The organism is Escherichia sp. WS3063 (assembly GCF_046486595.1).
Classification (GTDB): Bacteria; Pseudomonadota; Gammaproteobacteria; order Enterobacterales; family Enterobacteriaceae; genus Escherichia; species Escherichia coli.
On record NZ_JBJQKY010000005.1, the window covers coordinates 156,793 to 178,256 of the forward strand.

The following is a 21,464-nucleotide window of genomic DNA, read 5'->3' on the forward strand; positions in this document are numbered from 1 at the left end:
CTGCTCCTTAGTACAGCTCGTTTTCGTTACGGCGGAGAGTTTCTGTCGTCATGCGTCCCCACATTTTGTAGTAGCTCCAGAGAGTGTAGAGCAACACAATAGGCAAAAATATCAGCACGATTACCAACATAATGCTCAGCGTCAGCTGACTGGAAGTGCTGTCCCACAACGTCAGGCTGGAGATTGGACTCACGCTTGACGGCATGACAAAGGGGAACAGCGTGATGCCTGCCGTGAAAATCACGCCAAATTGCATCAATGATGCCATCAAAAATCCCCAACCCGGGCGACCACGATAAATCGCCATCACCGTCAGCAATGGGCAGAAGAACCCCAGCAGCGGGAAGATCCACAAAACGGGCGATTCGACAAAATTATTCATCCAGGCACCAGGTAGCACTGCCACCAGTTTCATTAACGGATTGGAAGGACCGTTAGCATCCTGGGCGAGCAGTACAAAGCCATCAATACCGACCCACAGCCAGTAACCCGCCAGCAAAAAGCACAGCATCACCAACAGTGCAGCCCGTTTAGTCGCCAGCTGTGAACGCAGATGAATCACACCAACAGTTTTCAGTTGTAACCAGACGCCACCTTGCAAAATCACCATCCCAAGACTGAGCAATCCACACAATAAAGGGAATGGCGTCAGCAGTTGCCAGAAGCTGCCGAGATATTCCACGCGTAATTGCGGTGTGAAGGCAAACGGCACACCGAGCAGCAAGTTGCCGAATGCAATACCGAAGACTACCGGCGGCACCAGACTGCCGATGACCAGTCCGGCATCCCACATTTTACGCCAGCGTGCATCGGCGATTTTTCCGCGATAATCAAAGGCCAGCGGGCGGAAGAACAGCGAGCACAGCACCAGAATCATCGCCACATAAAAGCCGGAAAACGCCGCTGCATACACTCTGGGCCAGGCGGCAAATAATGCCCCACCTGCGAGGATCAACCAGACCTGATTGCCTTCCCAGTGCGCGCCAACGCTATTAATCACTATCCGGCGTTCATCATCATCACGCGCCACCAGCGGCAGCAAACAGCCAATCCCCATGTCAAATCCGTCGGAGATCATAAAGACCACCAGGATCACGCCAATCAGCAGCCACCAGATGAAGCGCAATGTTTCATAATCAAACATGATTTTCTCCTTTACCCCTGTTGCTGCGTCGGTTGTTCACTCTGCATCGCGCTCGGCCCCAGACGGGCATATTTCTGCATCAGGTAGACTTCGGCGATTAAGAACAGGGTGTAAAGCCCTACGATCATGATCAGTGAGAAAGCCAGTTGTCCTGTGGTTAAGGCGGAGTGTGCGGAGTATGTCGGTAAGATATCCTGTATCGCCCACGGCTGACGACCAAACTCGGTCATAAACCATCCGGCTTCAATCGCAATCCACGGAAGCGGCAAACTCCAGAGCGCCATTTTCAGCACCCAGCGATGCTGGTCGATTTTGCCACGCAGCGTCTGGACAAGCGCAATCAGCATCACCAGTAGCAGCAGAGAACCACAGCCCACCATGATGCGGAAACTCCAGAATACCGGCGCAACCTGAGGTATCGCGCCACGCATCGCCGCCTGGTACTGTGCAGCTGTGACATGGTTCATATCCGGCGCATAGCGGGAGAGCAACATGCCGTAACCCAGGTCGCCTTCCAGCTCCCGGAATGCCTGCAACACATGCGGCTCACGATTGCCTTGCGATATTTCCTGCATTAACAGCCAGGCCATACGTCCGCGTTGCAAGCGTGGGTAGGTTTCAGCCATCAAATTCTTCAGACCCGGCACGGGTTTATCTAATGAGTGAGTGGCGAGGATCCCTAGCAGCGCGGGAATTTTGATAGCAAAGGCGTTACGCTCTTGATCCTGTTCCGGCCAGGCAACCACATGGAACGGTGCAGGTGCAGGTTCCGTTTGCCACTCCCCTTCCATCGCCGCCAGTTTTACCGGTTGTACTTGCGCGACTTCATACGCAGAACTGTCTCCGAGTTGCAGCGTACCGATAATCGCCAGAGTACCGAAGACGGAACCGATGGCAAACGAGCGTAATGCGACATCGCGCTCCCGTCCGCGCAGTAAATACCAGGCGCTGATCGCCATAATAAACATGGCCCCGGTCACGTATCCCGCCATTACGGTGTGCACAAATTTCACCTGGCTGACCGGGTTAAAGACCAACTCGCTGAAACTGGTCATCTCCATACGCAGGGTGTCGATATCAAAATGCGCACCGGTCGGGTATTGCATCCAACCGTTGGCATTCAATATCCACAATGCAGAGAGATTTGAACCGAACGCCACCAGCCACGTCACCAGCAGGTGCTGGTATTTATTCAGCCGCTGCCAGCCGAAGAAGAACAGCCCGACAAAGGTGGATTCGAGGAAGAAGGCCATTAATGCTTCCATTGCCAGCGGTGCGCCAAAAATATCGCCCACATAGTTGGAATAGAATGACCAGTTAGTACCAAACTGAAACTCCATGGTCAGGCCGGTAGCCACGCCAAGAGCAAAGTTGATACCAAAGAGCTTACCCCAGAAGCGCGTCATATCGCGGTAGATTGTTTTGCCGGTGACCACGTAAATGGTTTCCATGATAGCCAGCAAAAAAATCAGCCCCAGGGTAAGGGGTACAAATAAAAAGTGATACAGCGCGGTCAGTGCAAACTGCCAGCGCGATAAATCAATGACATCCCACATGCGCACTCCTGTAGGCGAAGAGAGAAAAATAACCCGATAATGGTAGATCTCCCTCTTTATCCTGAAACTCTACGACCAGAGGTATTCGCCGATTGCGATATTCATAAGACTGAAAGCGATACTTACCGTCTTTTTACGTCGGTGCACCTTCCGCCAGCCACTGACATACCTCGCTAAGCCGCTGCGCAGAGTCGACCAAATCTTCTGGCGCTGCCAGCACCACTTCCGGTATTGGGCAGATTTCATAACTTTCCAGTAACGGGCCTTTTAAGGTGTCCGTACAGCGTAAATGCCAGACATGGCGTAACCCCGTGGCGTTGATATAGCTCTCGCCATAGCCAATGGTACGAATCTGAATATTTCCCGGCCCACAGAGACGTGAGAGAAAAAGCCGATCAGCCTCGCTGATGGGTAATTGCGTCAGATTAATGCTGTGCGGCTGCGCGTCGGGGTTACGTACATGCGCCAGTAACTCATGCGCCAACGGTAGGCCATTCATCAGGCCATCAATGGGCGGCGGTAACAGAGAATCTGTCGGCAAGACGTTTTGCGTTGCCGCCTGCCACAATGCCAGCGGCGCGCAGCCAGCCTCCAGTTTGTCCTCCAGCAACTTGTCGCCGCGACGTCTGCGCACCCGCCATAATCCGCAGAAGATCGCCTCCTGTATTTCAATTTCACTGTCGTCAGCCTGCTGTATGCGCACTGACACTTCCCCTTCCCCGAGAAGCGTATTGATAAAGTGACGATCGTCGGTGTTGAGATTTAACAGATCGACTGCCAGCACCTCGCCCAACGGCGGCTGGCGTTCGCTTAGTTGATGTTGTAACTCGTTTAACAGCGCAATCACCTGCGGGCTGTGAGCACATTGCTCCAGGGCCGCCATACTCGGTTCATCATTCACCTGACAGGTGATCGGCAGTGGATTCATGCTGAAACTGTCATCGTTCGGTTGCGTTCCTGGCCCCAGCAGATGGAAAAAAGTTTCGCTCATGAGGCACGCTCCTGTTGTGGTTCGACAAGCCCACGCATCAGGTTTATCAGTTCCGCCCACGGGTGAATACCATTCAGCACGCCGCGATAGTTTCCGCCGGTAAACACTAATGTGGCGGGAAAGCGAAAGACGCCAAAGCGATCGCCGATGGCTTCGCTCTGCTCAAGGTCGGCAATCGCTACCTGCCATGTATAATCAGGAAACTCGCGCAGTAATTCGCCAATCATTACCGGATTATCGCTGACCTCTGGCGTGCGTTTCGGGTCACTGCTTAATAACACCACACCGTCTGGCGCTTGCGTAAGCCAGTCGTCAAGACGGGATTCACTGATCGGCGTCCAGCCGCGCGCCAGCATACGTTGCCACAACGCATCAAATGGCGTGTCGTTGCTCATTCCTGCTCCTCCAGCGTCATCCGGTACTGGCGCAAGCGAACGCCTTCGTAGTTTTCCATCGACAGACAGTCATAATTGAGACAGCGCGATTCATTAGCCGGTTGCGGCTCAATTCCCCACGCAGCCAGTTGCGCCAGCGCCGCCTGTTCCGCGGCGGGCAGTTGCTCCCGAGCCAGTTCGCTCAGGCTACCGCCGTAGTCGTCGAGCATCGCGGGTTGCAGGCCGACGAGGGCAATATGTGCTGGCAGATTTCCGCGGATATCTGCCAGCGCCAGTACTTCGGAGAAACTGTTCTGGTGCAGGCTCATTTTCTTCGCGCTGAGATAAGCCGGAATGCGTTCTCCGGCATACGTTCGTAGCGTTCCGGGTTCCAGCCCGTAATCAATGGCATCGAGAATCAACAGATGACTGGCGCTTTCGACATACCCCAGCAAGTTCAGTCCTTGGGTGCCGCCATCGACAATCTCCACATCCTCGGGCCAGTGATAATGGGCATACAGCCGTTCCGCCACCCGCACGCCGAAGCCTTCATCGGCCCACAGCAGGTTACCCAGCCCCATTACCACCACGCGTTGCTCGCTCATGAACGCTCCTTGTTACTTATTTTGCCAAATTTGTGGCTACGGTAGCCGTTAACCATGGTGGAGATCACCGTGTCGTCGGACATGATGTCTTCACGCAGCGCCATGTAGACATGACCGATCACAAACGCGCCAATCAGCCACATCCCCAGCCGATGCCAGCTGTGAATGTCCATTGAGTTGCCGCCCGTCCAGTAGAAAAATTCCACCACATAACGGAACGGCGCAAAAATAGCGTACTGGCTGTGTTCGCTGTACAGCGCAAAGCCGGTGATGATCATAAAAACTGACATCAGGAAATAGCCGAACATCGCCGTCTGGGCGATGGGGTTATGGCCTATATCGGCACTCGGACGTTTTGCCAGAAACAGATACCAGCGGATTTCATACCACACGCCCTGCCACCAGCTTTTACGCCATACCGGCACGATAAACAGCTCGCGGGAGTAACGATTGCCAACAAAAGCCCAGTAGATCCGCATCAGCAAAACCACGGTAAAAATCATCCCGGCGCTGAAGTGAATTAACCTGATGTAGCCCATATAGAACAGATACGTCGCCTCGCCGCTGACCGAAGGTAGCGGCTTGCCGATAAAGTAACCGGTGACCATCAACACCGCCATGCATAACACCGTCAGCCAGTGCCAGATACGCACTGGCGCTTCAAAGACATAGTGGCTGACAACGTTGTCGCTTTTCTGTTGCATGATGATTCTCCTTCGCTGTTAACGCACCTGCACGGAGATCAGCTCGCTACCGTCGTCGCCCAGCACGTGTGTTGAACAGGCGAGGCACGGATCAAAGCTGTGCAGAGTACGCAGGATCTCCAGCGGTTGCTCGGGGATCGCCATTTTGGTGTTCATCAGCGCCGCTTCATAAGCGCCAATTTGCCCTTTAGGATCGCGCGGGCTGGCGTTCCAGGTGGTCGGCACCACGCACTGGTAGAGATCAATCTTGCCATCGCGAATGGCGGCCCAGTGGCCTAACGCTCCGCGCGGCGCTTCGGTAAAGCCGACACCACGGCACTCTGTCGGCCAGGTTGCTGGTTCCCACTTCTCAGTGGAGGCGGTGGCGAGATTGCCGTTTTTGAGATTGGTCATCAGCTTGTCGAAGAAATATTGCAACTTGCCTGCGGCCCACTGCGCTTCGTGCGCGCGACACAAAATGCGGCCTAACGTTGACTGGATGCCGGAAAGCGGTAGGTTCAACGCCGACATCATGCGATCGACCGACTCAACGGTCGCCGCATCGCCTTTGTGATAAGCGATTAACGTGCGTGCCAGCGGCCCCACTTCCATCGCGTTACCGCGCCAGCGTGGCGCTTTGATCCACGAGTAGCGTTCCTGTTCATTCAGCTGCTGAATGTTGGTATCGCTGCCTTTGACATCGCCGGGGTTGTACCACGGGTCGGTAATACCATCGAACGGATGACGCCCGACCTGATCGTTGGGATAACGATACCAGGCGTGATCGACAAACTCCTGCACCTGCTGCGGATCAACCAAATCCACTGGCAGCACATTGTTGAAGTCGCCGTTAATCACCGCGCCGCCAGGCATCAGCAGACTTTTCTCGCCAAAGTCGTTGGCGATATCCGGGAACGCGCCGTAACTGAGAACGCATTTATCCGAAAGGCCAGTGCCGATTTCGCTCCACGGCTTGTTGAACTGACCGATGGCTAAGGCGTCGGGGATCATCACGTTGTTAATGAAATCCGCCGTACGGGTAATGATTGACTGCACCAGGTTCAGGCGTTCCATATTGACCGCCCCGACCGCGCCGCTTTCGTCAATGTTAATGGCACAAGGCATCCCGCCGACAATCCAGTTTGGATGTGGGTTTTTACCGCCAAAGACCGCGTGGATTTTGACAATTTCACGCTGGAAATCGAGAGCTTCGAGATAGTGGGCAAAGCCCATCAGGTTGGCTTCTGGCGGCAGTTTGTACTGCGGGTGCCCCCAGTAGCCATTGCGGAAGATCCCCAACTGCCCGCCTTCAACGAATTTCTTCAGGCGGTTTTGTACGTCGAAGAAATAGCCAGGGGATGATTTCGGCCATGAGGAGAGGCTTTGCGCCAGTTCGGAGGTTTTCCGCGGGTCGGCTTTCAGCGCATCTAACACATCGATCCAATCCATCCCGGCAAGCTGATAGAAGTGCACCAGATGATCGTGGCACCAGAGCGTTGCCAGCATAATGTTGCGGATGATATTGGCGTTGTCCGGCACTTTAATACCGATGGCATCTTCGATGGCGTAAACCGAAGCCAGGGCGTGTACGCCAGTACAGACGCCGCAGATACGTTCAACGAACGCCCACGCATCGCGCGGGTCACGCCCTTGCAGGATGATCTCCAGCCCGCGAAACATGGTGCCGCAGGAGACGGCATTGGTGATCACATTCTGATCGTTAATATTCACTTCGCAGCGCATGTGGCCTTCAATGCGCGTAATCGGGTCGACCACCAGGCGGCGTCCGGCATTATTGATGGTGTATCCCTGAGTTTCGTACTGAGTGCTCATGCCTGTTTATCCTCATTGCCTGGCTGATGTTCGGTTTCTGTAGGTTGCTGGTTATGACGTCTGCGCTGGTCAACGGCGCTGGCGACTGCGTGCACACCAACAGCCGCTGCCACCACGCCAAGCGCGGTTAAGCCGACGGTATCGGCGGTGGAATGAGTACCCATTTGCGGAATATCGACCACGCGGCTGTAGAACGAACCGCGATCCCAGAAACCATTTTCCGCACAGCCCAGGCAGCCGTGACCAGACTGGATTGGGAAAGAAACGCCATCATTCCAGCGTGTGGAGGAACAGGCGTTATAGGTGGTAGGCCCTTTGCAGCCCATTTTGTACAGGCAGTAACCTTTGCGGGCAGCGTCATCGTCCCAACTCTGGACGAACTCTCCGGCGTCGAAGTGGGCGCGGCGATAGCATTTATCGTGGATTCGCTGACCATAGAACATCAACGGACGGCCCATTCTGTCGACATCTGGCAAGCGATCAAAGGTCACCATGTAAGTAATGATGGCGCTCATCACATCCGGGATCGGCGGGCAGCCAGGTACTTTGATAATAGGTTTGTCGGTGATGACTTTGTCGATAGGCGTTGCCTGCGTCGGATTGGGTCGCGCGGCCTGCACGCAGCCCCAGGACGCGCAGGTTCCCCAGGCGATAATCGCACTGGCTCCGGCAGCGGCACGTTTGAGTTTCTCAATAAACGGTCGTCCGCTGCTGATACAGAACATCCCCTGCTCGCCCAGCGGCGGATTACCTTCTACTGCGAGGATATATTTGCCATTGTATTGCGTGATGATGTCTTCAAAGACTTCTTCCGCCTGGGTTCCGGCGGCAGCCATCAAAGTATCGTCGTAATCGAGGGAAATCAGGGAAAGGATGACGTCCTTTGCCAGCGGGTGAGCGGAGCGGATAAAAGATTCGGTACAGCAGGTGCATTCCAGACCGTGGATCCATACCACCGGAATGCGCGGTTTGTTCTCCAGCGCCCAGGCAATCTTTGGTGCCATTCCCGCGCCTAATCCCAGCGACGTGGCAGCCAGACTGCAATATTTGAGAAAGCTGCGCCGGGTAACGCCCTGACGCCGCATGGCCTGGTAAAATGTTTCCTCGTTATTCATATCGCACGTCTCTTCTCCTTGCGACACCGGCAGGACACCGGGCGCTTATGGTCGGCAAGCGACGTCCCTGTAGCAAGGCAAACCATCGCTTCACGTGAGATGCTGAAAACGAAAGCTCATCCTTCTGCACTGGCGCACGTCGCCAGAAAGTATTGTTAATAAAGCGTAGTGAAACTTTTGCACGAAACAATACAAACTGTGTGGATTTATCTTTTAGCGATAAAAATGGACCTATTTTTCTTTTTGCCGGGCAGTGGGGATGTTTAGCCGGTTGCCAAACGAGTAAAAGAGAAGGAATTCATGGTGATGAAATGATCAATCTGCTGTTATTTCACGCTATCAATGCACTTTTGGCTGTTTTTCAGGCAAACAAACAAATTAGGGGTTTACACGCCGCATCGGGATGTTTATAGTGCGCGTCATTCCGGAAGTGTGGCCGAGCGGTTGAAGGCACCGGTCTTGAAAACCGGCGACCCGAAAGGGTTCCAGAGTTCGAATCTCTGCGCTTCCGCCAAATAAGATAAGGGGTTAGCTAAATGCTAACCCCTTTTTCTTTTGCCTGTCGAAATTCTCAGGGCGTTATATTTGCTTAATGACCTGATAATCCGCTGTTAAACCTGTTCCAGATCAAATGCGTAAAGATGGGTAAAACTTCTGGGTGCCCTTACGCATTATCATTATGCTGCTTAATTAATTACATCTGTCATAGAGAGTGACTCAATGGATCGTATTGTTAGTTCTTCACATGACCGTACATCACTGCTTAGCACCCATAAGGTGCTGCGTAATACCTATTTTCTGCTGAGCCTGACGCTGGCCTTTTCGGCGATTACCGCAACTGCCAGTACGGTGCTGATGCTGCCATCTCCGGGTCTGATTCTGACGCTGGTGGGTATGTATGGTTTGATGTTCCTGACCTATAAAACGGCGAATAAGCCGACCGGGATTATCTCCGCATTCGCCTTTACCGGTTTTCTGGGATATATCCTCGGACCAATTCTGAACACCTACCTGTCTGCCGGAATGGGTGACGTAATCGCTATGGCACTGGGCGGAACGGCGTTAGTGTTCTTCTGCTGCTCTGCGTATGTGCTGACCACCCGCAAAGATATGTCGTTCCTTGGCGGTATGCTGATGGCGGGTATTGTGGTGGTGCTGATTGGTATGGTTGCTAATATCTTCCTGCAACTGCCTGCTCTGCATCTGGCGATCAGCGCGGTCTTCATTCTGATCTCCTCTGGCGCTATTTTGTTTGAAACCAGCAACATCATTCATGGCGGTGAAACGAACTATATTCGTGCCACGGTTAGCCTGTATGTTTCGCTGTACAACATCTTCGTCAGCCTGCTGAGCATTCTGGGCTTCGCCAGCCGCGATTAATCTCACCCGCTAACACTTTCATAGCCTCGCTTTATGCGGGGCTTTGTTTTTTGTTACACTGCCGCCAGTCTGATTAAGGTAGTAAAGAATTATGCTGATCTTCGAAGGTAAAGAGATAGAAACGGATACCGAAGGCTATCTCAAAGAAAGCAGCCAGTGGAGTGAGCCACTGGCGGTGGTGATTGCAGAGAACGAAGGGATTGCGCTGTCGCCAGAACACTGGGAAGTGGTGCGTTTTGTGCGTGATTTCTATCTGGAATTCAATACTTCTCCGGCGATTCGTATGCTGGTAAAAGCGATGGCGAATAAATTTGGCGAAGAGAAAGGCAATAGCCGCTATCTGTACCGACTGTTCCCGAAAGGTCCGGCAAAGCAAGCCACCAAAATTGCTGGCCTGCCTAAACCGGTAAAATGCATTTAACGGATACGAAAATCCGTTAACTCCCCGGAGGGATGATGCGGCTCGCTAAGCACCCGTTCCACACGCGCTGAACGCGGGCCGCCACTTTTTAACCACTGCATTAATTTTTCCACCTGCCCTTCTTCACCGCAGGCAACCACTTCCACGCTGCCATCGTCAAGATTTTTGGCGTACCCGGTTAGTCCCAGTTTTTTCGCTTCGTACTGCGTGGTGTAGCGGAATCCTACGCCCTGAACTCGCCCGTAAACCCAGGCAATTATGCAGACTTTCGACATTGCTGCTCTCCTTATCCTTAATGGACGCGTTGCAAATCCATGGAAAACTCCGGACAATGACGCCCATTTCTTTGCATCGACAGAAAAGTAAATTATGAGTGTACGTTTAGTGTTAGCCAAAGGGCGCGAAAAATCATTACTTCGTCGCCATCCGTGGATCTTTTCCGGGGCCGTTGCCCGCATGGAAGGTAAAGCCAGCCTCGGTGAAACCATCGATATTGTTGATCATCAGGGAAAATGGTTAGCACGCGGCGCTTATTCGCCAGCTTCGCAAATCCGGGCGCGCGTCTGGACGTTTGACCCGAATGAATCTATCGACATTGCTTTTTTTACCCGACGTTTACAACAAGCACAAAAATGGCGTGACTGGCTGGCGCAAAAAGATGGCCTCAACAGCTATCGTTTAATCGCCGGAGAATCTGATGGCCTGCCGGGTATTACTATCGATCGTTTCGGTAATTTTCTGGTGCTGCAACTGCTGAGTGCTGGGGCAGAATATCAGCGCGCGGCATTAATTAGTGCCCTGCAAACGCTGTACCCGGAATGTGCGATTTACGATCGCAGCGACGTCGCGGTACGTAAAAAAGAAGGGATGGAGCTGACCCAGGGCCCCGTCACCGGCGAGTTGCCGCCTGCCCTGCTGCCGATTGAAGAACACGGCATGAAGCTGCTGGTGGACATACAGCACGGACACAAAACGGGCTACTACCTGGATCAGCGTGATAGCCGCCTGGCTACCCGCCGCTACGTTGAAAATAAACGCGTACTGAACTGTTTCTCCTATACCGGTGGTTTCGCCGTATCGGCACTGATGGGCGGTTGCAGCCAGGTTGTCAGCGTTGATACCTCCCAGGAAGCCCTGGATATTGCACGGCAGAACGTTGAGCTGAACAAACTGGATCTGAGCAAGGCTGAGTTTGTCCGTGATGATGTCTTTAAATTGCTGCGTACCTATCGCGATCGCGGTGAAAAATTTGACGTTATCGTGATGGACCCGCCGAAGTTTGTTGAGAATAAAAGCCAGTTGATGGGCGCGTGTCGTGGCTATAAAGACATCAACATGCTGGCGATTCAGTTGCTGAATGAAGGCGGAGTTCTCCTGACTTTCTCCTGTTCTGGCCTGATGACCAGCGATTTATTTCAGAAAATCATCGCAGATGCCGCAATTGATGCCGGTCGTGATGTACAATTTATAGAGCAGTTCCGTCAGGCAGCCGATCATCCGGTGATCGCTACCTACCCGGAAGGGCTATATCTGAAAGGGTTTGCCTGTCGCGTCATGTAACTTGAAATGTGGAATTTTACCCTTATATCAAAGGTAAAGATTTCCCGGGAGGTGACTATGATTGCCAGCAAATTCGGTATCGGCCAGCAGGTCCGCCATTCCCTGTTAGGTTATCTCGGAGTGGTCGTGGATATCGACCCGGTTTATTCGCTCTCTGAACCGTCGCCTGATGAGCTGGCGGTGAATGACGAGCTTCGCGCCGCTCCGTGGTATCACGTGGTGATGGAGGACGATAACGGCCTACCGGTTCATACCTACCTGGCTGAAGCCCAGCTAAGTAGCGAATTGCAGGATGAACATCCTGAACAGCCATCCATGGATGAGCTGGCGCAGACCATCCGCAAACAACTCCAGGCCCCGCGTCTGCGTAACTAATCCCTGAACAAATCCCCGGAAGGTTTTTGCCTTCCGGGGATTTTTTATTTGGCCAGGCCCAGGCGAGGGATCTCAATAGCCGGGCAGCGATCCATCACTACATTTAATCCGGCATCCCGAGCCAGTACTGCCGCTTGCTCATTAATCACCCCCAGTTGCATCCAGAGGGTTTTCGCGCCGATGGCGATCGCTTCCTGCGCTACGCCCCATGCTGCTTCTGAATTCCGGAAAACATCGACCATATCGACTTTTTCCGGAACGTCTGCCAGCGTGCCATACCCCTGCTGGCCCAGCAGTGTTTTGCCGGCAACTTTTGGCGAAACAGGAATGACGTGATACCCCTGGTCGAGTAGATATTTCATCACGCGATAACTGGGACGATCGGGTTTGTCGCTTGCCCCCACCAGCGCAATGGTGTGAGTGGACGTTAAAATGCCTGCAATATCGGTTTCTTTCATTATTTCCTCCAGACTGTTTAACAAAGTGTACGACAAAGCCGACATGTCAACCATGCAGCTAATACGAATGAATGAGAGCAAAAGCGGGAAATATGTCTATATGTTAGTAAGTATGATTAAAGAAAAATTTTGACACATTATTATTCGGGCGGTCTTTTGACAGGAGCTACCTATGAAAACCGGCATCGTGACCACCTTGATTGCATTATGTTTGCCGGTATCCGTTTTTGCCACCACGTTGCGGCTTTCAACCGATGTCGATCTTCTGGTACTCGACGGTAAAAAGGTTTCCAGCTCTCTGCTGCGCGGTGCGGACAGCATTGAACTGGATAACGGACCGCATCAGTTAGTGTTTCGCGTTGAGAAGACGATTCATCTTTCCAATAGTGAAGAACGGCTGTATATCTCCCCACCGCTGGTGGTCAGTTTTAATACCCAGCTCATCAACCAGGTCAATTTTCGCCTGCCTCGTCTGGAGAATGAGCGGGAAGCTAACCATTTTGATGCCGCGCCGCGCCTTGAATTGTTGGATGGCGATGCGACGCCGATTCCGGTAAAGCTGGATATTCTCGCCATTACCTCAACGGCAAAAACGATTGATTATGAGGTCGAGGTTGAACGCTATAACAAATCCGCGAAACGCGCTTCACTACCGCAATTTGCCACGATGATGGCAGATGACAGTACGCTGCTTTCGGGTGTTTCCGAGCTGGATGCTATTCCACCGCAGTCTCAGGTGCTCACAGAACAACGGCTGAAGTATTGGTTTAAACTGGCTGACCCACAAACGCGAAATACTTTTCTGCAATGGGCGGAAAAACAACCATCTTCCTGAGATTTTTGTGCCTGTGCGCAGGCTTTTTCGGTCTTTCTCTTGCAGCGATAAGTGCTTACAGTAATCTGTAGGAAAGTTAACTACGGATGTACATTATGGAACTGACGACACGCACTTTACCTGCGCGGAAACATATTGCGCTGGTGGCACACGATCACTGCAAACAAATGCTGATGAGCTGGGTGGAACGGCATCAACCGTTACTGGAGCAACACGTACTGTATGCAACAGGCACTACTGGTAACTTGATTTCCCGTGCAACCGGCATGAACGTCAACGCGATGTTGAGTGGCCCAATGGGGGGTGACCAGCAGGTTGGCGCATTGATCTCAGAAGGGAAAATTGATGTATTGATTTTCTTCTGGGACCCACTAAACGCCGTGCCGCACGACCCTGACGTGAAAGCCTTGCTGCGTCTGGCGACGGTATGGAACATTCCGGTCGCCACCAACGTGGCAACAGCAGACTTCATTATCCAGTCGCCGCATTTCAACGACGCGGTCGATATTCTGATCCCCGATTATCAGCGTTATCTCGCGGACCGTCTGAAGTAATATTGCACAGGTGGCAAACGCCACCTGTTTCTTACGGTTTTCTCGCCACCGGCACATCCAGATTTTTCAGTATTTCGACAAATGGAGAGGGATTCTCTTTGTTAAACAGTGCCCATACCCGATGGCGTGCCCGGGTCAGCGCCACGTACATTAACCGCCGTTCTTCAGCGTCCGGGAAATCCTCAACCGGTGGCAGTAGCGCCTCTTCCATAATCGACTCCCGCGCCGCAGCCGGAAAACCATCACTCCCCTCCTGCAAGCCAACGATGATGACGTAATCCGCCTGTTGCCCTTTGCTGGCATGAATGGTCATAAAGTCGATTTGCAACTTCGGCCAGCGTGTTGCCGCTTTTTCCAGGCTGGCAGGCCTCATGTGATGGTAACGCGCCAGGATCAGAATGCGCTCTTCCGGTTTGGCATAACCAGAGAGCTTATCCAGCAAAGCGTCAAGATGGCTCTCATCCAATAACGTGACGGCTTTTTTGTCTCCATTGGTTAAGCTGTTTAGCGGCTTTTTCAGCTGGCCTGGGTTCTGCTGAATAAACCGGTTTGCCACCTCACCGATACGACTGTTAAAACGGTAAGTCGTGTCCAAATCGCAGCGATCACCTTCACCAAAGTTTTCATGGAAAGCGGTGGTGAGCGACATTTGCGCACCGCTGAAGCGATAAATCGCCTGCCAGTCATCACCAACGGCGAACAACGTCGTCTGACTGTTTTGCTTGCGTAATGCCGCTAACAACGCTGCGCGCTGCGGCGAGATATCCTGAAATTCATCAACCAGAATATGCTTCCACGGGCTGATAAAGCGACCTTTCTCCAGAATCACAATCGCCTGGTGAATAAGGCCCGAAAAATCGACAGCGTTTTCTGCCTTCAGCGCACCTTTCCAGGCTTTTAATAACGGGGCCATCAACTTGATACGTTTACTGAACAGATCGCGAATCTCTTCGGGTGCACTGGCAATCATTTCTGCCTGTGCACCACCGTGCATCCGCATCAGACTTACCCAGCGATCGAGGCGAGAGGCAAGACGACGCTGTAATTTTTCATCATCCCAGAAATTACCTTCTGGCACTGACCACTGCATTTCTTCCGTCAGCCATTGCCGCCAGCCCTTCGCCTGCGCTTTCTTTTCGCTGCATTGCTTGCGCCACTCAGCAATAAAAAGTTCATGACGGGCAGCGGTATCATTTTCCAGTTTGCTGACTATCGGAACTTTTTTGCTGCCCTGCTGAATAATATGCAGCGCCAGCGCATGAAACGTGCGTGCGGTAATGTCTTCGGTATGTAGCCGTTCGCGAATACGCTCGTCCATCTCTTCAGCGGCTTTGCGACCAAACGCCAGCAATAAAATTTGCTCAGGGAACGCTTCACCACGCGCCAGTAACCAGCCTGCACGGGCCACCAGCACCGACGTTTTTCCGCTTCCTGCACCAGCCAGCACTAACAAAGAATGCTCGCCATTAACGACTGCCCGGGCCTGCGCCGGATTCAGCGGTGAAGACTCGACCTGGCGGAAAAAATCCGCATACTCGGTAAGCATGGCTTCGGTATACGCCTGATTATGCTGCAACCGAGCGCCTTCAATGTCTTTCAACCAGGCCTGACATTTACGCCACGTCTCACGGCAGTTATCGAATTCTTCCAGTCGGTTAACCGGCAACGGCAACGCCGACAAAGCCTGGCGGATTTGTTGCTGCACGCCAGAGGTTTGCTCACGCGTCAGCCATTTATTTTCTCCGGTGCGCGTGGCAATTAAATCCAGTTGCTGGCGTAAAACACCAGATGCAATTTCGCTCATCTCGCCACTCCACCGCCGCCAGTGAGCATCAAGATGATGGTAAAAACGCTGCGTCTCGCCCCATTCGGTACCGTGCAGACGCACCACTTTTTCGCCCGGCAGTACAAATTCCAGCTCGCCCCATACCAGACCGCGCTTACAGTGAATCGCCAGTAATTGATTGAAAGGAATAAGGTATTCGTGGCGATCGCCGGAGACTTTAATCCCGGCATTGAGGATCACCGCCCGATCGTAAGGGTGCTGTGCCAGACGTTTTCCAAGCGTTGTCGCTTTCAGTTCCATGACTCTGTAGATCCACACGAAATGATTTCTTATCAGTGTAACCGTCAGAGAAAACGTGCTCCAGCCCAAAAAAACGTTACAATTGCCGCCCATTACTGAAAACCACAGTAAAGCGAGGTTTTATGCGTACCGTTTTGAACATTCTGAACTTTGTGCTTGGCGGATTTGCCACCACTCTGGGCTGGCTGTTGGCGACTCTGGTCAGTATTGTGCTGATTTTTACCTTACCGCTGACACGATCCTGCTGGGAGATCACTAAACTGTCTCTGGTGCCTTATGGCAATGAAGCTATTCATGTCGATGAACTGAACCCGGCTGGCAAAAATGTGCTGCTGAATACTGGCGGTACGGTATTGAATATTTTCTGGCTGATTTTCTTTGGCTGGTGGTTATGCCTGATGCACATTGCAACGGGCATCGCACAATGTATTTCCATCATTGGCATTCCTGTCGGCATTGCGAACTTTAAAATTGCCGCTATTGCACTATGGCCGGTCGGTCGTCGCGTGGTATCGGTAGAAACAGCGCAAGCTGCGCGTGAAGCCAATGCACGTCGTCGTTTTGAATAATCCACTAATATGGCCTTTATGCTAAGTCCTTTGCTCAAACGCTATACCTGGAACAGCGCCTGGCTGTATTACGCGCGTATTTTTATTGCGCTTTGTGGAACCACAGCGTTTCCGTGGTGGCTGGGTGATGTAAAACTGACGATTCCGCTGACGCTGGGGATGGTGGCAGCGGCGCTGACCGATCTCGATGACCGACTGGCGGGACGTTTGCGTAACCTCATCATTACGCTGTTCTGCTTTTTTATCGCCTCGGCCTCAGTAGAACTGCTGTTTCCCTGGCCCTGGCTATTTGCGATTGGCTTAACGCTCTCAACCAGCGGCTTCATTTTGCTCGGCGGTCTGGGTCAACGCTATGCAACAATTGCCTTCGGTGCGTTACTGATCGCCATTTACACTATGTTGGGGACGTCACTGTATGAGCACTGGTATCAGCAGCCGATGTATCTGCTGGCCGGTGCCGTCTGGTACAACGTCCTGACACTTATTGGTCATCTACTGTTCCCGGTCCGCCCGCTGCAGGACAACCTGGCGCGTTGCTATGAACAACTGGCGCGTTATCTTGAGCTCAAGTCGCGCATGTTTGATCCTGATATTGAAGATGAAAGCCAGGCACCGCTGTACGATTTGGCTCTCGCCAACGGTCAACTGATGGCGACATTGAATCAGACGAAACTCTCGCTGCTGACCCGCTTACGTGGCGATCGTGGTCAACGGGGAACGCGTCGCACACTGCATTATTACTTTGTCGCGCAGGATATTCACGAGCGTGCCAGCTCTTCTCATATTCAATATCAAACATTGCGTGAACATTTTCGCCACAGCGACGTGCTGTTCCGTTTTCAGCGACTGATGTCGATGCAGGGCCAGGCGTGCCAGCAACTGTCACGCTGTATTTTGCTGCGTCAGCCTTATCAACATGATCCGCATTTTGAGCGCGCTTTTACGCATATTGATGCTGCGCTGGAGCGGATGCGCGATAACGGCGCGCCTGCCGATTTACTCAAAACACTGGGATTTTTGCTGAACAATTTACGCGCCATTGATGCCCAACTGGCAACAATTGAATCAGAACAGGCCCAGGCACTGCCCCATAATAATGACGAAAATGAGCTCGCTGATGACAGCCCGCACGGATTGAGTGATATCTGGCTGCGTCTTAGCCGTCACTTCACGCCGGAATCCGCCCTCTTCCGTCATGCGGTAAGAATGTCGCTGGTGTTGTGCTTCGGCTACGCCATCATTCAGATAACCGGAATGCATCACGGGTATTGGATCTTGCTGACAAGTTTGTTTGTCTGCCAGCCAAACTATAACGCCACTCGCCACCGCCTGAAGTTAAGGATTATTGGGACGCTGGTCGGTATCGCCATTGGCATTCCTGTGCTGTGGTTTGTACCGTCACTGGAAGGGCAACTGGTGCTACTGGTTATTACCGGCGTGCTCTTTTTTGCCTTCCGTAACGTGCAATACGCCCATGCAACGATGTTCATCACACTTTTGGTGCTACTTTGTTTTAACTTGCTGGGTGAAGGTTTTGAAGTGGCGTTACCTCGCGTAATCGATACGCTGATTGGTTGTGCCATTGCGTGGGCGGCGGTGAGCTACATCTGGCCTGACTGGAAGTTTCGCAATCTGCCGCGCATGCTCGAACGTGCCACCGAGGCCAACTGTCGCTATCTCGATGCCATACTGGAGCAATACCATCAGGGGCGTGATAACCGTCTGGCGTATCGTATTGCCCGCCGCGATGCACACAACCGTGATGCTGAACTGGCGTCGGTGGTATCAAATATGTCCAGCGAGCCGAACGTTACCCCGCAAATTCGTGAGGCCGCGTTTCGGTTGCTGTGCCTTAACCATACGTTTACCAGCTATATCTCAGCCCTCGGTGCTCACCGGGAGCAGTTAACTAATCCAGAAATTCTGGCGTTTCTTGATGACGCAGTTTGCTATGTTGATGACGCGTTACATCATCAACCTGCTGATGAAGAACGCGTCAATCAGGCATTAGCTGGCCTGAAACAGCGGATGCAGCAACTTGAACCACGGGCAGACAGCAAAGAACCTCTGGTCGTACAACAAGTTGGGTTATTGATTGCATTACTGCCAGAGATTGGTCGTCTGCAACGCAAGATTACTCAAGTTCCGCAGGAAACTCCTGTTTCGGCGTAAGAGAGTCAGCCCATTCTGCAAGCTCCTGGCGGCGTGCCACCGGGAGCGCAGCTTCATGAATGCCGATAATGGCCCCTTCAAGCATAAACAGAATCTTTTCTGTCACCAGACTGTTTTGCTGCCGCAGTCGCAACCAACACATTTTTGCCCCTAGTATACGTAACGCCCGTACATCCTTAATCCCCACCTCCCCGAGAATCGCTTCCAGATGAAAAGACATATTGGGCAAATCTTTCAGTCTTTCCCGGGTATTGCGCGTGCTTTTCTCTTTCAGCGCTGCATCGAGAGAATATTTCGACAGACGCACCAGCTTCAGTTGATTTCGCCATAGACTTTCATCAACCCGATAGTAGTTGAGGGTAACGGATCGGCCACACTTTTTATATGTCAGCCAGACAGGCGGATGTTTTACACAGTACTGTGCACTTTGCTCACAAGCCCGAAGATACAACTCACCATCAGAAACCATCGCAAACACCGTGTCGTCAATGGTCAGGCTGTAACTGCCAAACAATGATCGGTATTCAATTGTGCCCAACGTTGCCAGGTATTCTTGTGATTTATAGATCCGCTTATAGGAGAGGCTTTTCATAAAATTCCTTTTAAAATCATAACATAAAAGAATGATTCACATTAACGGATCCGTTAACTACGAAAATAGGCAACTTATTCTTAAGGGGCAAGATTAATTTATGTTTTCCCGCCACCAACGACAAAATTTGCGAGGCTCTTTCCGAAAATAGGGTTGATCTTTGTCGTCACCGGATGTACTGTATATTCATACAGTAACCCACAGGGCTGGATTGATTATGTACACTTCAGGCTATGCACATCGTGCTTCGTCGTTCTCATCCGCAGCAAGTAAAATTGCGCGTGTCTCTACGGAAAACACTACAGCCGGGCTTATCAGTGAAGTTGTCTATCGCGAAGATCAGCCCATGATGACGCAACTTCTACTGTTGCCATTGTTACAGCAACTCGGTCAGCAATCGCGCTGGCAACTCTGGTTAACACCGCAACAAAAACTGAGTCGCGAATGGGTTCAGGCATCTGGGCTACCCTTAACGAAAGTAATGCAGATTAGCCAGCTCTCCCCTTGCCACACCGTGGAGTCAATGGTTCGCGCTTTACGCACGGGCAATTACAGCGTGGTGATCGGTTGGTTGGCAGATGATTTGACTGAAGAAGAGCATGCTGAACTTGTTGATGCGGCAAATGAAGGTAACGCTATGGGGTTTATTATGCGTCCGGTAAGCGCATCCTCTCACGCAACGAGACAACTTTCCGGGCTAAAAATTCACTCTAATTTGTATCATTAAGTAAATTTAGGATTAATCCTGGAACTTTTTTTGTCGCCCAGCCAATGCTTTCAGTCGTGACTAATTTTCCTTGCGGAGGCTTGTCTGAAGCGGTTTCCGCGATTTTCTTCTGTAAATTGTCGCTGACAAAAAAGATTAAACGTACCTTATACAAGACTTTTTTTTCATATGCCTGACGGAGTTCACACTTGTAAGTTTTCAACTACGTTGTAGACTTTACATCGCCAGGGGTGCTCGGCATAAGCCGAAGATATCGGTAGAGTTAATATTGAGCAGATCCCCCGGTGAAGGATTTAACCGTGTTATCTCGTTGGAGATATTCATGGCGTATTTTGGATGATAACGAGGCGCAAAAAATGAAAAAGACAGCTATCGCGATTGCAGTGGCACTGGCTGGTTTCGCTACCGTAGCGCAGGCCGCTCCGAAAGATAACACCTGGTACACTGGTGCTAAACTGGGCTGGTCCCAGTACCATGACACTGGTTTTATTCCTAACAATGGTCCGACCCACGAAAACCAACTGGGTGCAGGTGCTTTTGGTGGTTACCAGGTTAACCCGTATGTTGGCTTTGAAATGGGTTACGACTGGTTAGGTCGTATGCCGTACAAAGGCGACAACATCAACGGCGCATACAAAGCTCAGGGCGTTCAGCTGACCGCTAAACTGGGTTACCCAATCACTGACGATCTGGACATCTACACTCGTCTGGGTGGTATGGTATGGCGTGCAGACACCAAGGCTAACGTACCTGGTGGCGCATCTTTTAAAGACCACGACACCGGCGTTTCTCCGGTTTTCGCTGGCGGTGTTGAGTACGCGATCACTCCTGAAATCGCTACCCGTCTGGAATACCAGTGGACCAACAACATCGGTGACGCACACACCATCGGTACTCGTCCGGACAACGGCATGCTGAGCCTGGGTGTTTCCTACCGTTTCGGTCAGGGCGAAGCAGCTCCAGTAGTTGCTCCGGCTCCAGCTCCGGCACCGGAAGTACAGACCAAGCACTTCACTCTGAAGTCTGACGTTCTGTTCACCTTCAACAAAGCAACCCTGAAACCGGAAGGTCAGGCTGCTCTGGATCAGCTGTACAGCCAGCTGAGCAACCTGGATCCGAAAGACGGTTCCGTAGTTGTTCTGGGTTACACCGACCGCATCGGTTCTGACGCTTACAACCAGGCTCTGTCCGAGCGTCGTGCTCAGTCCGTTGTTGATTACCTGATCTCTAAAGGTATCCCGGCAGACAAAATCTCCGCACGTGGTATGGGCGAATCCAACCCGGTTACTGGCAACACCTGTGACAACGTGAAACAGCGTGCTGCACTGATCGACTGCCTGGCTCCGGATCGTCGCGTAGAGATCGAAGTTAAAGGTATCAAAGACGTTGTAACTCAGCCGCAGGCTTAAGTTCTCGTCTGGTAAAAAACCCCGC

General features: G+C 52.1%; 22 protein-coding genes and 1 tRNA gene. 11 read left to right on the plus strand and 12 right to left on the minus strand.

The features are described 5' to 3' along the window. Window positions 1-7: 7 nt before the first annotated feature. The 8 genes from appB to hyaA all read right to left on the minus strand — a co-directional run bounded on the left by appB (window position 8) and on the right by hyaA (window position 8,301). A complete protein-coding gene (gene appB / locus ACJHYW_RS06995) occupies window positions 8-1,144 on the minus strand; it encodes a cytochrome d ubiquinol oxidase subunit II (RefSeq protein ID WP_000460777.1) in 1,137 nt (378 codons plus the stop codon). A gap of 11 nt (window positions 1,145-1,155) precedes the next feature. Beyond that, a complete protein-coding gene (appC, locus tag ACJHYW_RS07000) occupies window positions 1,156-2,700 on the minus strand; it encodes a cytochrome bd-II oxidase subunit 1 (RefSeq protein ID WP_000263563.1) in 1,545 nt (514 codons plus the stop codon). A 133-nt stretch (window positions 2,701-2,833) separates the two neighbouring features. Beyond that, on the minus strand, window positions 2,834-3,691 hold the full coding sequence (locus tag ACJHYW_RS07005) for a hydrogenase expression/formation protein (protein ID WP_000004916.1): 858 nt from the start codon (window positions 3,689-3,691) through the stop codon (window positions 2,834-2,836). Further along, window positions 3,688-4,086, minus strand: coding sequence for a hydrogenase-1 operon protein HyaE (gene hyaE / locus ACJHYW_RS07010; RefSeq protein WP_000063961.1), 399 nt, complete (start codon window positions 4,084-4,086; stop codon window positions 3,688-3,690). The genes ACJHYW_RS07005 and hyaE overlap by 4 nt, the downstream gene beginning before the upstream one ends. Further along, window positions 4,083-4,670 (minus strand): hydrogenase 1 maturation protease, encoded by a 588-nt coding sequence (gene hyaD, locus ACJHYW_RS07015; RefSeq protein ID WP_000003647.1) that lies wholly within the window; start codon window positions 4,668-4,670, stop codon window positions 4,083-4,085. Before hyaD ends, hyaE begins: the two co-directional genes overlap by 4 nt. Continuing rightward, on the minus strand, window positions 4,667-5,374 hold the full coding sequence (hyaC, locus tag ACJHYW_RS07020; protein ID WP_112916813.1) for a Ni/Fe-hydrogenase b-type cytochrome subunit: 708 nt from the start codon (window positions 5,372-5,374) through the stop codon (window positions 4,667-4,669). Before hyaC ends, hyaD begins: the two co-directional genes overlap by 4 nt. 18 nt (window positions 5,375-5,392) lie before the next feature. After that, complete coding sequence (hyaB, locus tag ACJHYW_RS07025) at window positions 5,393-7,186, minus strand: Ni/Fe-hydrogenase large subunit (protein WP_000107384.1); 1,794 nt, start codon at window positions 7,184-7,186, stop codon at window positions 5,393-5,395. After that, complete coding sequence (gene hyaA, locus ACJHYW_RS07030; RefSeq protein ID WP_001058323.1) at window positions 7,183-8,301, minus strand: hydrogenase 1 small subunit; 1,119 nt, start codon at window positions 8,299-8,301, stop codon at window positions 7,183-7,185. The genes hyaB and hyaA overlap by 4 nt, the downstream gene beginning before the upstream one ends. A gap of 426 nt (window positions 8,302-8,727) precedes the next feature. Here hyaA and ACJHYW_RS07035 point away from each other — a divergent pair. The 3 genes from ACJHYW_RS07035 to tusE all read left to right on the plus strand — a co-directional run bounded on the left by ACJHYW_RS07035 (window position 8,728) and on the right by tusE (window position 10,102). Then, window positions 8,728-8,815, plus strand: a tRNA-Ser gene (locus ACJHYW_RS07035). A gap of 206 nt (window positions 8,816-9,021) precedes the next feature. Continuing rightward, on the plus strand, window positions 9,022-9,681 hold the full coding sequence (gene yccA, locus ACJHYW_RS07040) for an FtsH protease modulator YccA (RefSeq protein WP_000375136.1): 660 nt from the start codon (window positions 9,022-9,024) through the stop codon (window positions 9,679-9,681). A 91-nt stretch (window positions 9,682-9,772) separates the two neighbouring features. Beyond that, window positions 9,773-10,102 carry a sulfurtransferase TusE gene (gene tusE, locus ACJHYW_RS07045; RefSeq protein ID WP_000904439.1) on the plus strand — a complete coding sequence of 110 codons (330 nt, stop codon included), beginning with the start codon at window positions 9,773-9,775 and terminating at the stop codon, window positions 10,100-10,102. On the opposite strand, the gene yccX is transcribed toward tusE, so the two are convergent. Further along, a complete protein-coding gene (yccX, locus tag ACJHYW_RS07050; protein ID WP_000048236.1) occupies window positions 10,099-10,377 on the minus strand; it encodes an acylphosphatase in 279 nt (92 codons plus the stop codon). The genes tusE and yccX overlap by 4 nt on opposite strands. A gap of 94 nt (window positions 10,378-10,471) precedes the next feature. Here yccX and rlmI point away from each other — a divergent pair, with 94 nt between their 5' ends. Then, the gene (rlmI, locus tag ACJHYW_RS07055; protein ID WP_023908791.1) at window positions 10,472-11,662 is read left to right on the plus strand and encodes a 23S rRNA (cytosine(1962)-C(5))-methyltransferase RlmI; all 1,191 of its coding nucleotides are present in this window, start codon (window positions 10,472-10,474) and stop codon (window positions 11,660-11,662) included. Window positions 11,663-11,719: 57 nt separating this feature from the next. Further along, a complete protein-coding gene (gene hspQ / locus ACJHYW_RS07060; protein ID WP_001295356.1) occupies window positions 11,720-12,037 on the plus strand; it encodes a heat shock protein HspQ in 318 nt (105 codons plus the stop codon). Between the two features lie 44 nt (window positions 12,038-12,081). Here the strand turns inward: hspQ and ACJHYW_RS07065 are convergent, their stop codons facing one another. After that, window positions 12,082-12,495 carry a CoA-binding protein gene (locus ACJHYW_RS07065; RefSeq protein WP_000665217.1) on the minus strand — a complete coding sequence of 138 codons (414 nt, stop codon included), beginning with the start codon at window positions 12,493-12,495 and terminating at the stop codon, window positions 12,082-12,084. 172 nt (window positions 12,496-12,667) lie between these two features. Between ACJHYW_RS07065 and ACJHYW_RS07070 the strand changes: the two genes are divergently transcribed. Both ACJHYW_RS07070 and mgsA read left to right on the plus strand, forming a co-directional pair. Next, window positions 12,668-13,330: a DUF2057 family protein gene (locus tag ACJHYW_RS07070; RefSeq protein WP_000847791.1), complete on the plus strand. Its 663-nt coding sequence runs from the start codon at window positions 12,668-12,670 to the stop codon at window positions 13,328-13,330. Window positions 13,331-13,425: 95 nt separating this feature from the next. Next, a complete protein-coding gene (gene mgsA, locus ACJHYW_RS07075; protein ID WP_000424181.1) occupies window positions 13,426-13,884 on the plus strand; it encodes a methylglyoxal synthase in 459 nt (152 codons plus the stop codon). Window positions 13,885-13,915: 31 nt separating this feature from the next. Here mgsA and helD read toward each other — a convergent pair whose 3' ends face one another. Further along, window positions 13,916-15,970 carry a DNA helicase IV gene (helD, locus tag ACJHYW_RS07080; RefSeq protein WP_410233349.1) on the minus strand — a complete coding sequence of 685 codons (2,055 nt, stop codon included), beginning with the start codon at window positions 15,968-15,970 and terminating at the stop codon, window positions 13,916-13,918. A gap of 122 nt (window positions 15,971-16,092) precedes the next feature. Here helD and ACJHYW_RS07085 point away from each other — a divergent pair, with 122 nt between their 5' ends. Together ACJHYW_RS07085 and yccS are read left to right on the plus strand one after the other, a co-directional pair. Next, window positions 16,093-16,539, plus strand: coding sequence for a YccF domain-containing protein (locus tag ACJHYW_RS07085; RefSeq protein ID WP_001261235.1), 447 nt, complete (start codon window positions 16,093-16,095; stop codon window positions 16,537-16,539). A gap of 9 nt (window positions 16,540-16,548) precedes the next feature. Then, window positions 16,549-18,711 carry a YccS family putative transporter gene (gene yccS / locus ACJHYW_RS07090; RefSeq protein WP_000875039.1) on the plus strand — a complete coding sequence of 721 codons (2,163 nt, stop codon included), beginning with the start codon at window positions 16,549-16,551 and terminating at the stop codon, window positions 18,709-18,711. Here yccS and sxy read toward each other — a convergent pair. Continuing rightward, window positions 18,674-19,303, minus strand: coding sequence for a CRP-S regulon transcriptional coactivator Sxy (gene sxy, locus ACJHYW_RS07095; protein ID WP_000839133.1), 630 nt, complete (start codon window positions 19,301-19,303; stop codon window positions 18,674-18,676). The genes yccS and sxy overlap by 38 nt on opposite strands. Before the next feature lie 217 nt (window positions 19,304-19,520). On the opposite strand from sxy, the gene sulA reads away from it, so the two are divergent. Further along, window positions 19,521-20,030 (plus strand): SOS-induced cell division inhibitor SulA, encoded by a 510-nt coding sequence (sulA, locus tag ACJHYW_RS07100; RefSeq protein ID WP_000288691.1) that lies wholly within the window; start codon window positions 19,521-19,523, stop codon window positions 20,028-20,030. Window positions 20,031-20,386: 356 nt separating this feature from the next. Further along, window positions 20,387-21,439 carry a porin OmpA gene (gene ompA, locus ACJHYW_RS07105; RefSeq protein WP_001346420.1) on the plus strand — a complete coding sequence of 351 codons (1,053 nt, stop codon included), beginning with the start codon at window positions 20,387-20,389 and terminating at the stop codon, window positions 21,437-21,439. Window positions 21,440-21,464 lie beyond the last annotated feature (25 nt).

Bases quoted from the DNA above. Each gene is read 5' to 3' on its own strand.
- hyaA (WP_001058323.1), bottom strand. From the start codon at position 8,301: ATGAATAACGAGGAAACATTTTACCAGGCCATGCGGCGTCAGGGCGTT.
- ACJHYW_RS07070 (WP_000847791.1), top strand. From the start codon at position 12,668: ATGAAAACCGGCATCGTGACCACCTTGATTGCATTATGTTTGCCGGTA.
- yccX (WP_000048236.1), bottom strand. From the start codon at position 10,377: ATGTCGAAAGTCTGCATAATTGCCTGGGTTTACGGGCGAGTTCAGGGC.
- appC (WP_000263563.1), bottom strand. From the start codon at position 2,700: ATGTGGGATGTCATTGATTTATCGCGCTGGCAGTTTGCACTGACCGCG.
- hyaE (WP_000063961.1), bottom strand. From the start codon at position 4,086: ATGAGCAACGACACGCCATTTGATGCGTTGTGGCAACGTATGCTGGCG.
- ompA (WP_001346420.1), top strand. From the start codon at position 20,387: ATGAAAAAGACAGCTATCGCGATTGCAGTGGCACTGGCTGGTTTCGCT.
- hyaD (WP_000003647.1), bottom strand. From the start codon at position 4,670: ATGAGCGAGCAACGCGTGGTGGTAATGGGGCTGGGTAACCTGCTGTGG.
- helD (WP_410233349.1), bottom strand. From the start codon at position 15,970: ATGGAACTGAAAGCGACAACGCTTGGAAAACGTCTGGCACAGCACCCT.
- tusE (WP_000904439.1), top strand. From the start codon at position 9,773: ATGCTGATCTTCGAAGGTAAAGAGATAGAAACGGATACCGAAGGCTAT.
- hyaB (WP_000107384.1), bottom strand. From the start codon at position 7,186: ATGAGCACTCAGTACGAAACTCAGGGATACACCATCAATAATGCCGGA.
- hyaC (WP_112916813.1), bottom strand. From the start codon at position 5,374: ATGCAACAGAAAAGCGACAACGTTGTCAGCCACTATGTCTTTGAAGCG.
- ACJHYW_RS07005 (WP_000004916.1), bottom strand. From the start codon at position 3,691: ATGAGCGAAACTTTTTTCCATCTGCTGGGGCCAGGAACGCAACCGAAC.
- mgsA (WP_000424181.1), top strand. From the start codon at position 13,426: ATGGAACTGACGACACGCACTTTACCTGCGCGGAAACATATTGCGCTG.
- yccS (WP_000875039.1), top strand. From the start codon at position 16,549: ATGGCCTTTATGCTAAGTCCTTTGCTCAAACGCTATACCTGGAACAGC.
- ACJHYW_RS07065 (WP_000665217.1), bottom strand. From the start codon at position 12,495: ATGAAAGAAACCGATATTGCAGGCATTTTAACGTCCACTCACACCATT.
- yccA (WP_000375136.1), top strand. From the start codon at position 9,022: ATGGATCGTATTGTTAGTTCTTCACATGACCGTACATCACTGCTTAGC.
- appB (WP_000460777.1), bottom strand. From the start codon at position 1,144: ATGTTTGATTATGAAACATTGCGCTTCATCTGGTGGCTGCTGATTGGC.
- ACJHYW_RS07085 (WP_001261235.1), top strand. From the start codon at position 16,093: ATGCGTACCGTTTTGAACATTCTGAACTTTGTGCTTGGCGGATTTGCC.
- sulA (WP_000288691.1), top strand. From the start codon at position 19,521: ATGTACACTTCAGGCTATGCACATCGTGCTTCGTCGTTCTCATCCGCA.
- sxy (WP_000839133.1), bottom strand. From the start codon at position 19,303: ATGAAAAGCCTCTCCTATAAGCGGATCTATAAATCACAAGAATACCTG.
- rlmI (WP_023908791.1), top strand. From the start codon at position 10,472: ATGAGTGTACGTTTAGTGTTAGCCAAAGGGCGCGAAAAATCATTACTT.
- hspQ (WP_001295356.1), top strand. From the start codon at position 11,720: ATGATTGCCAGCAAATTCGGTATCGGCCAGCAGGTCCGCCATTCCCTG.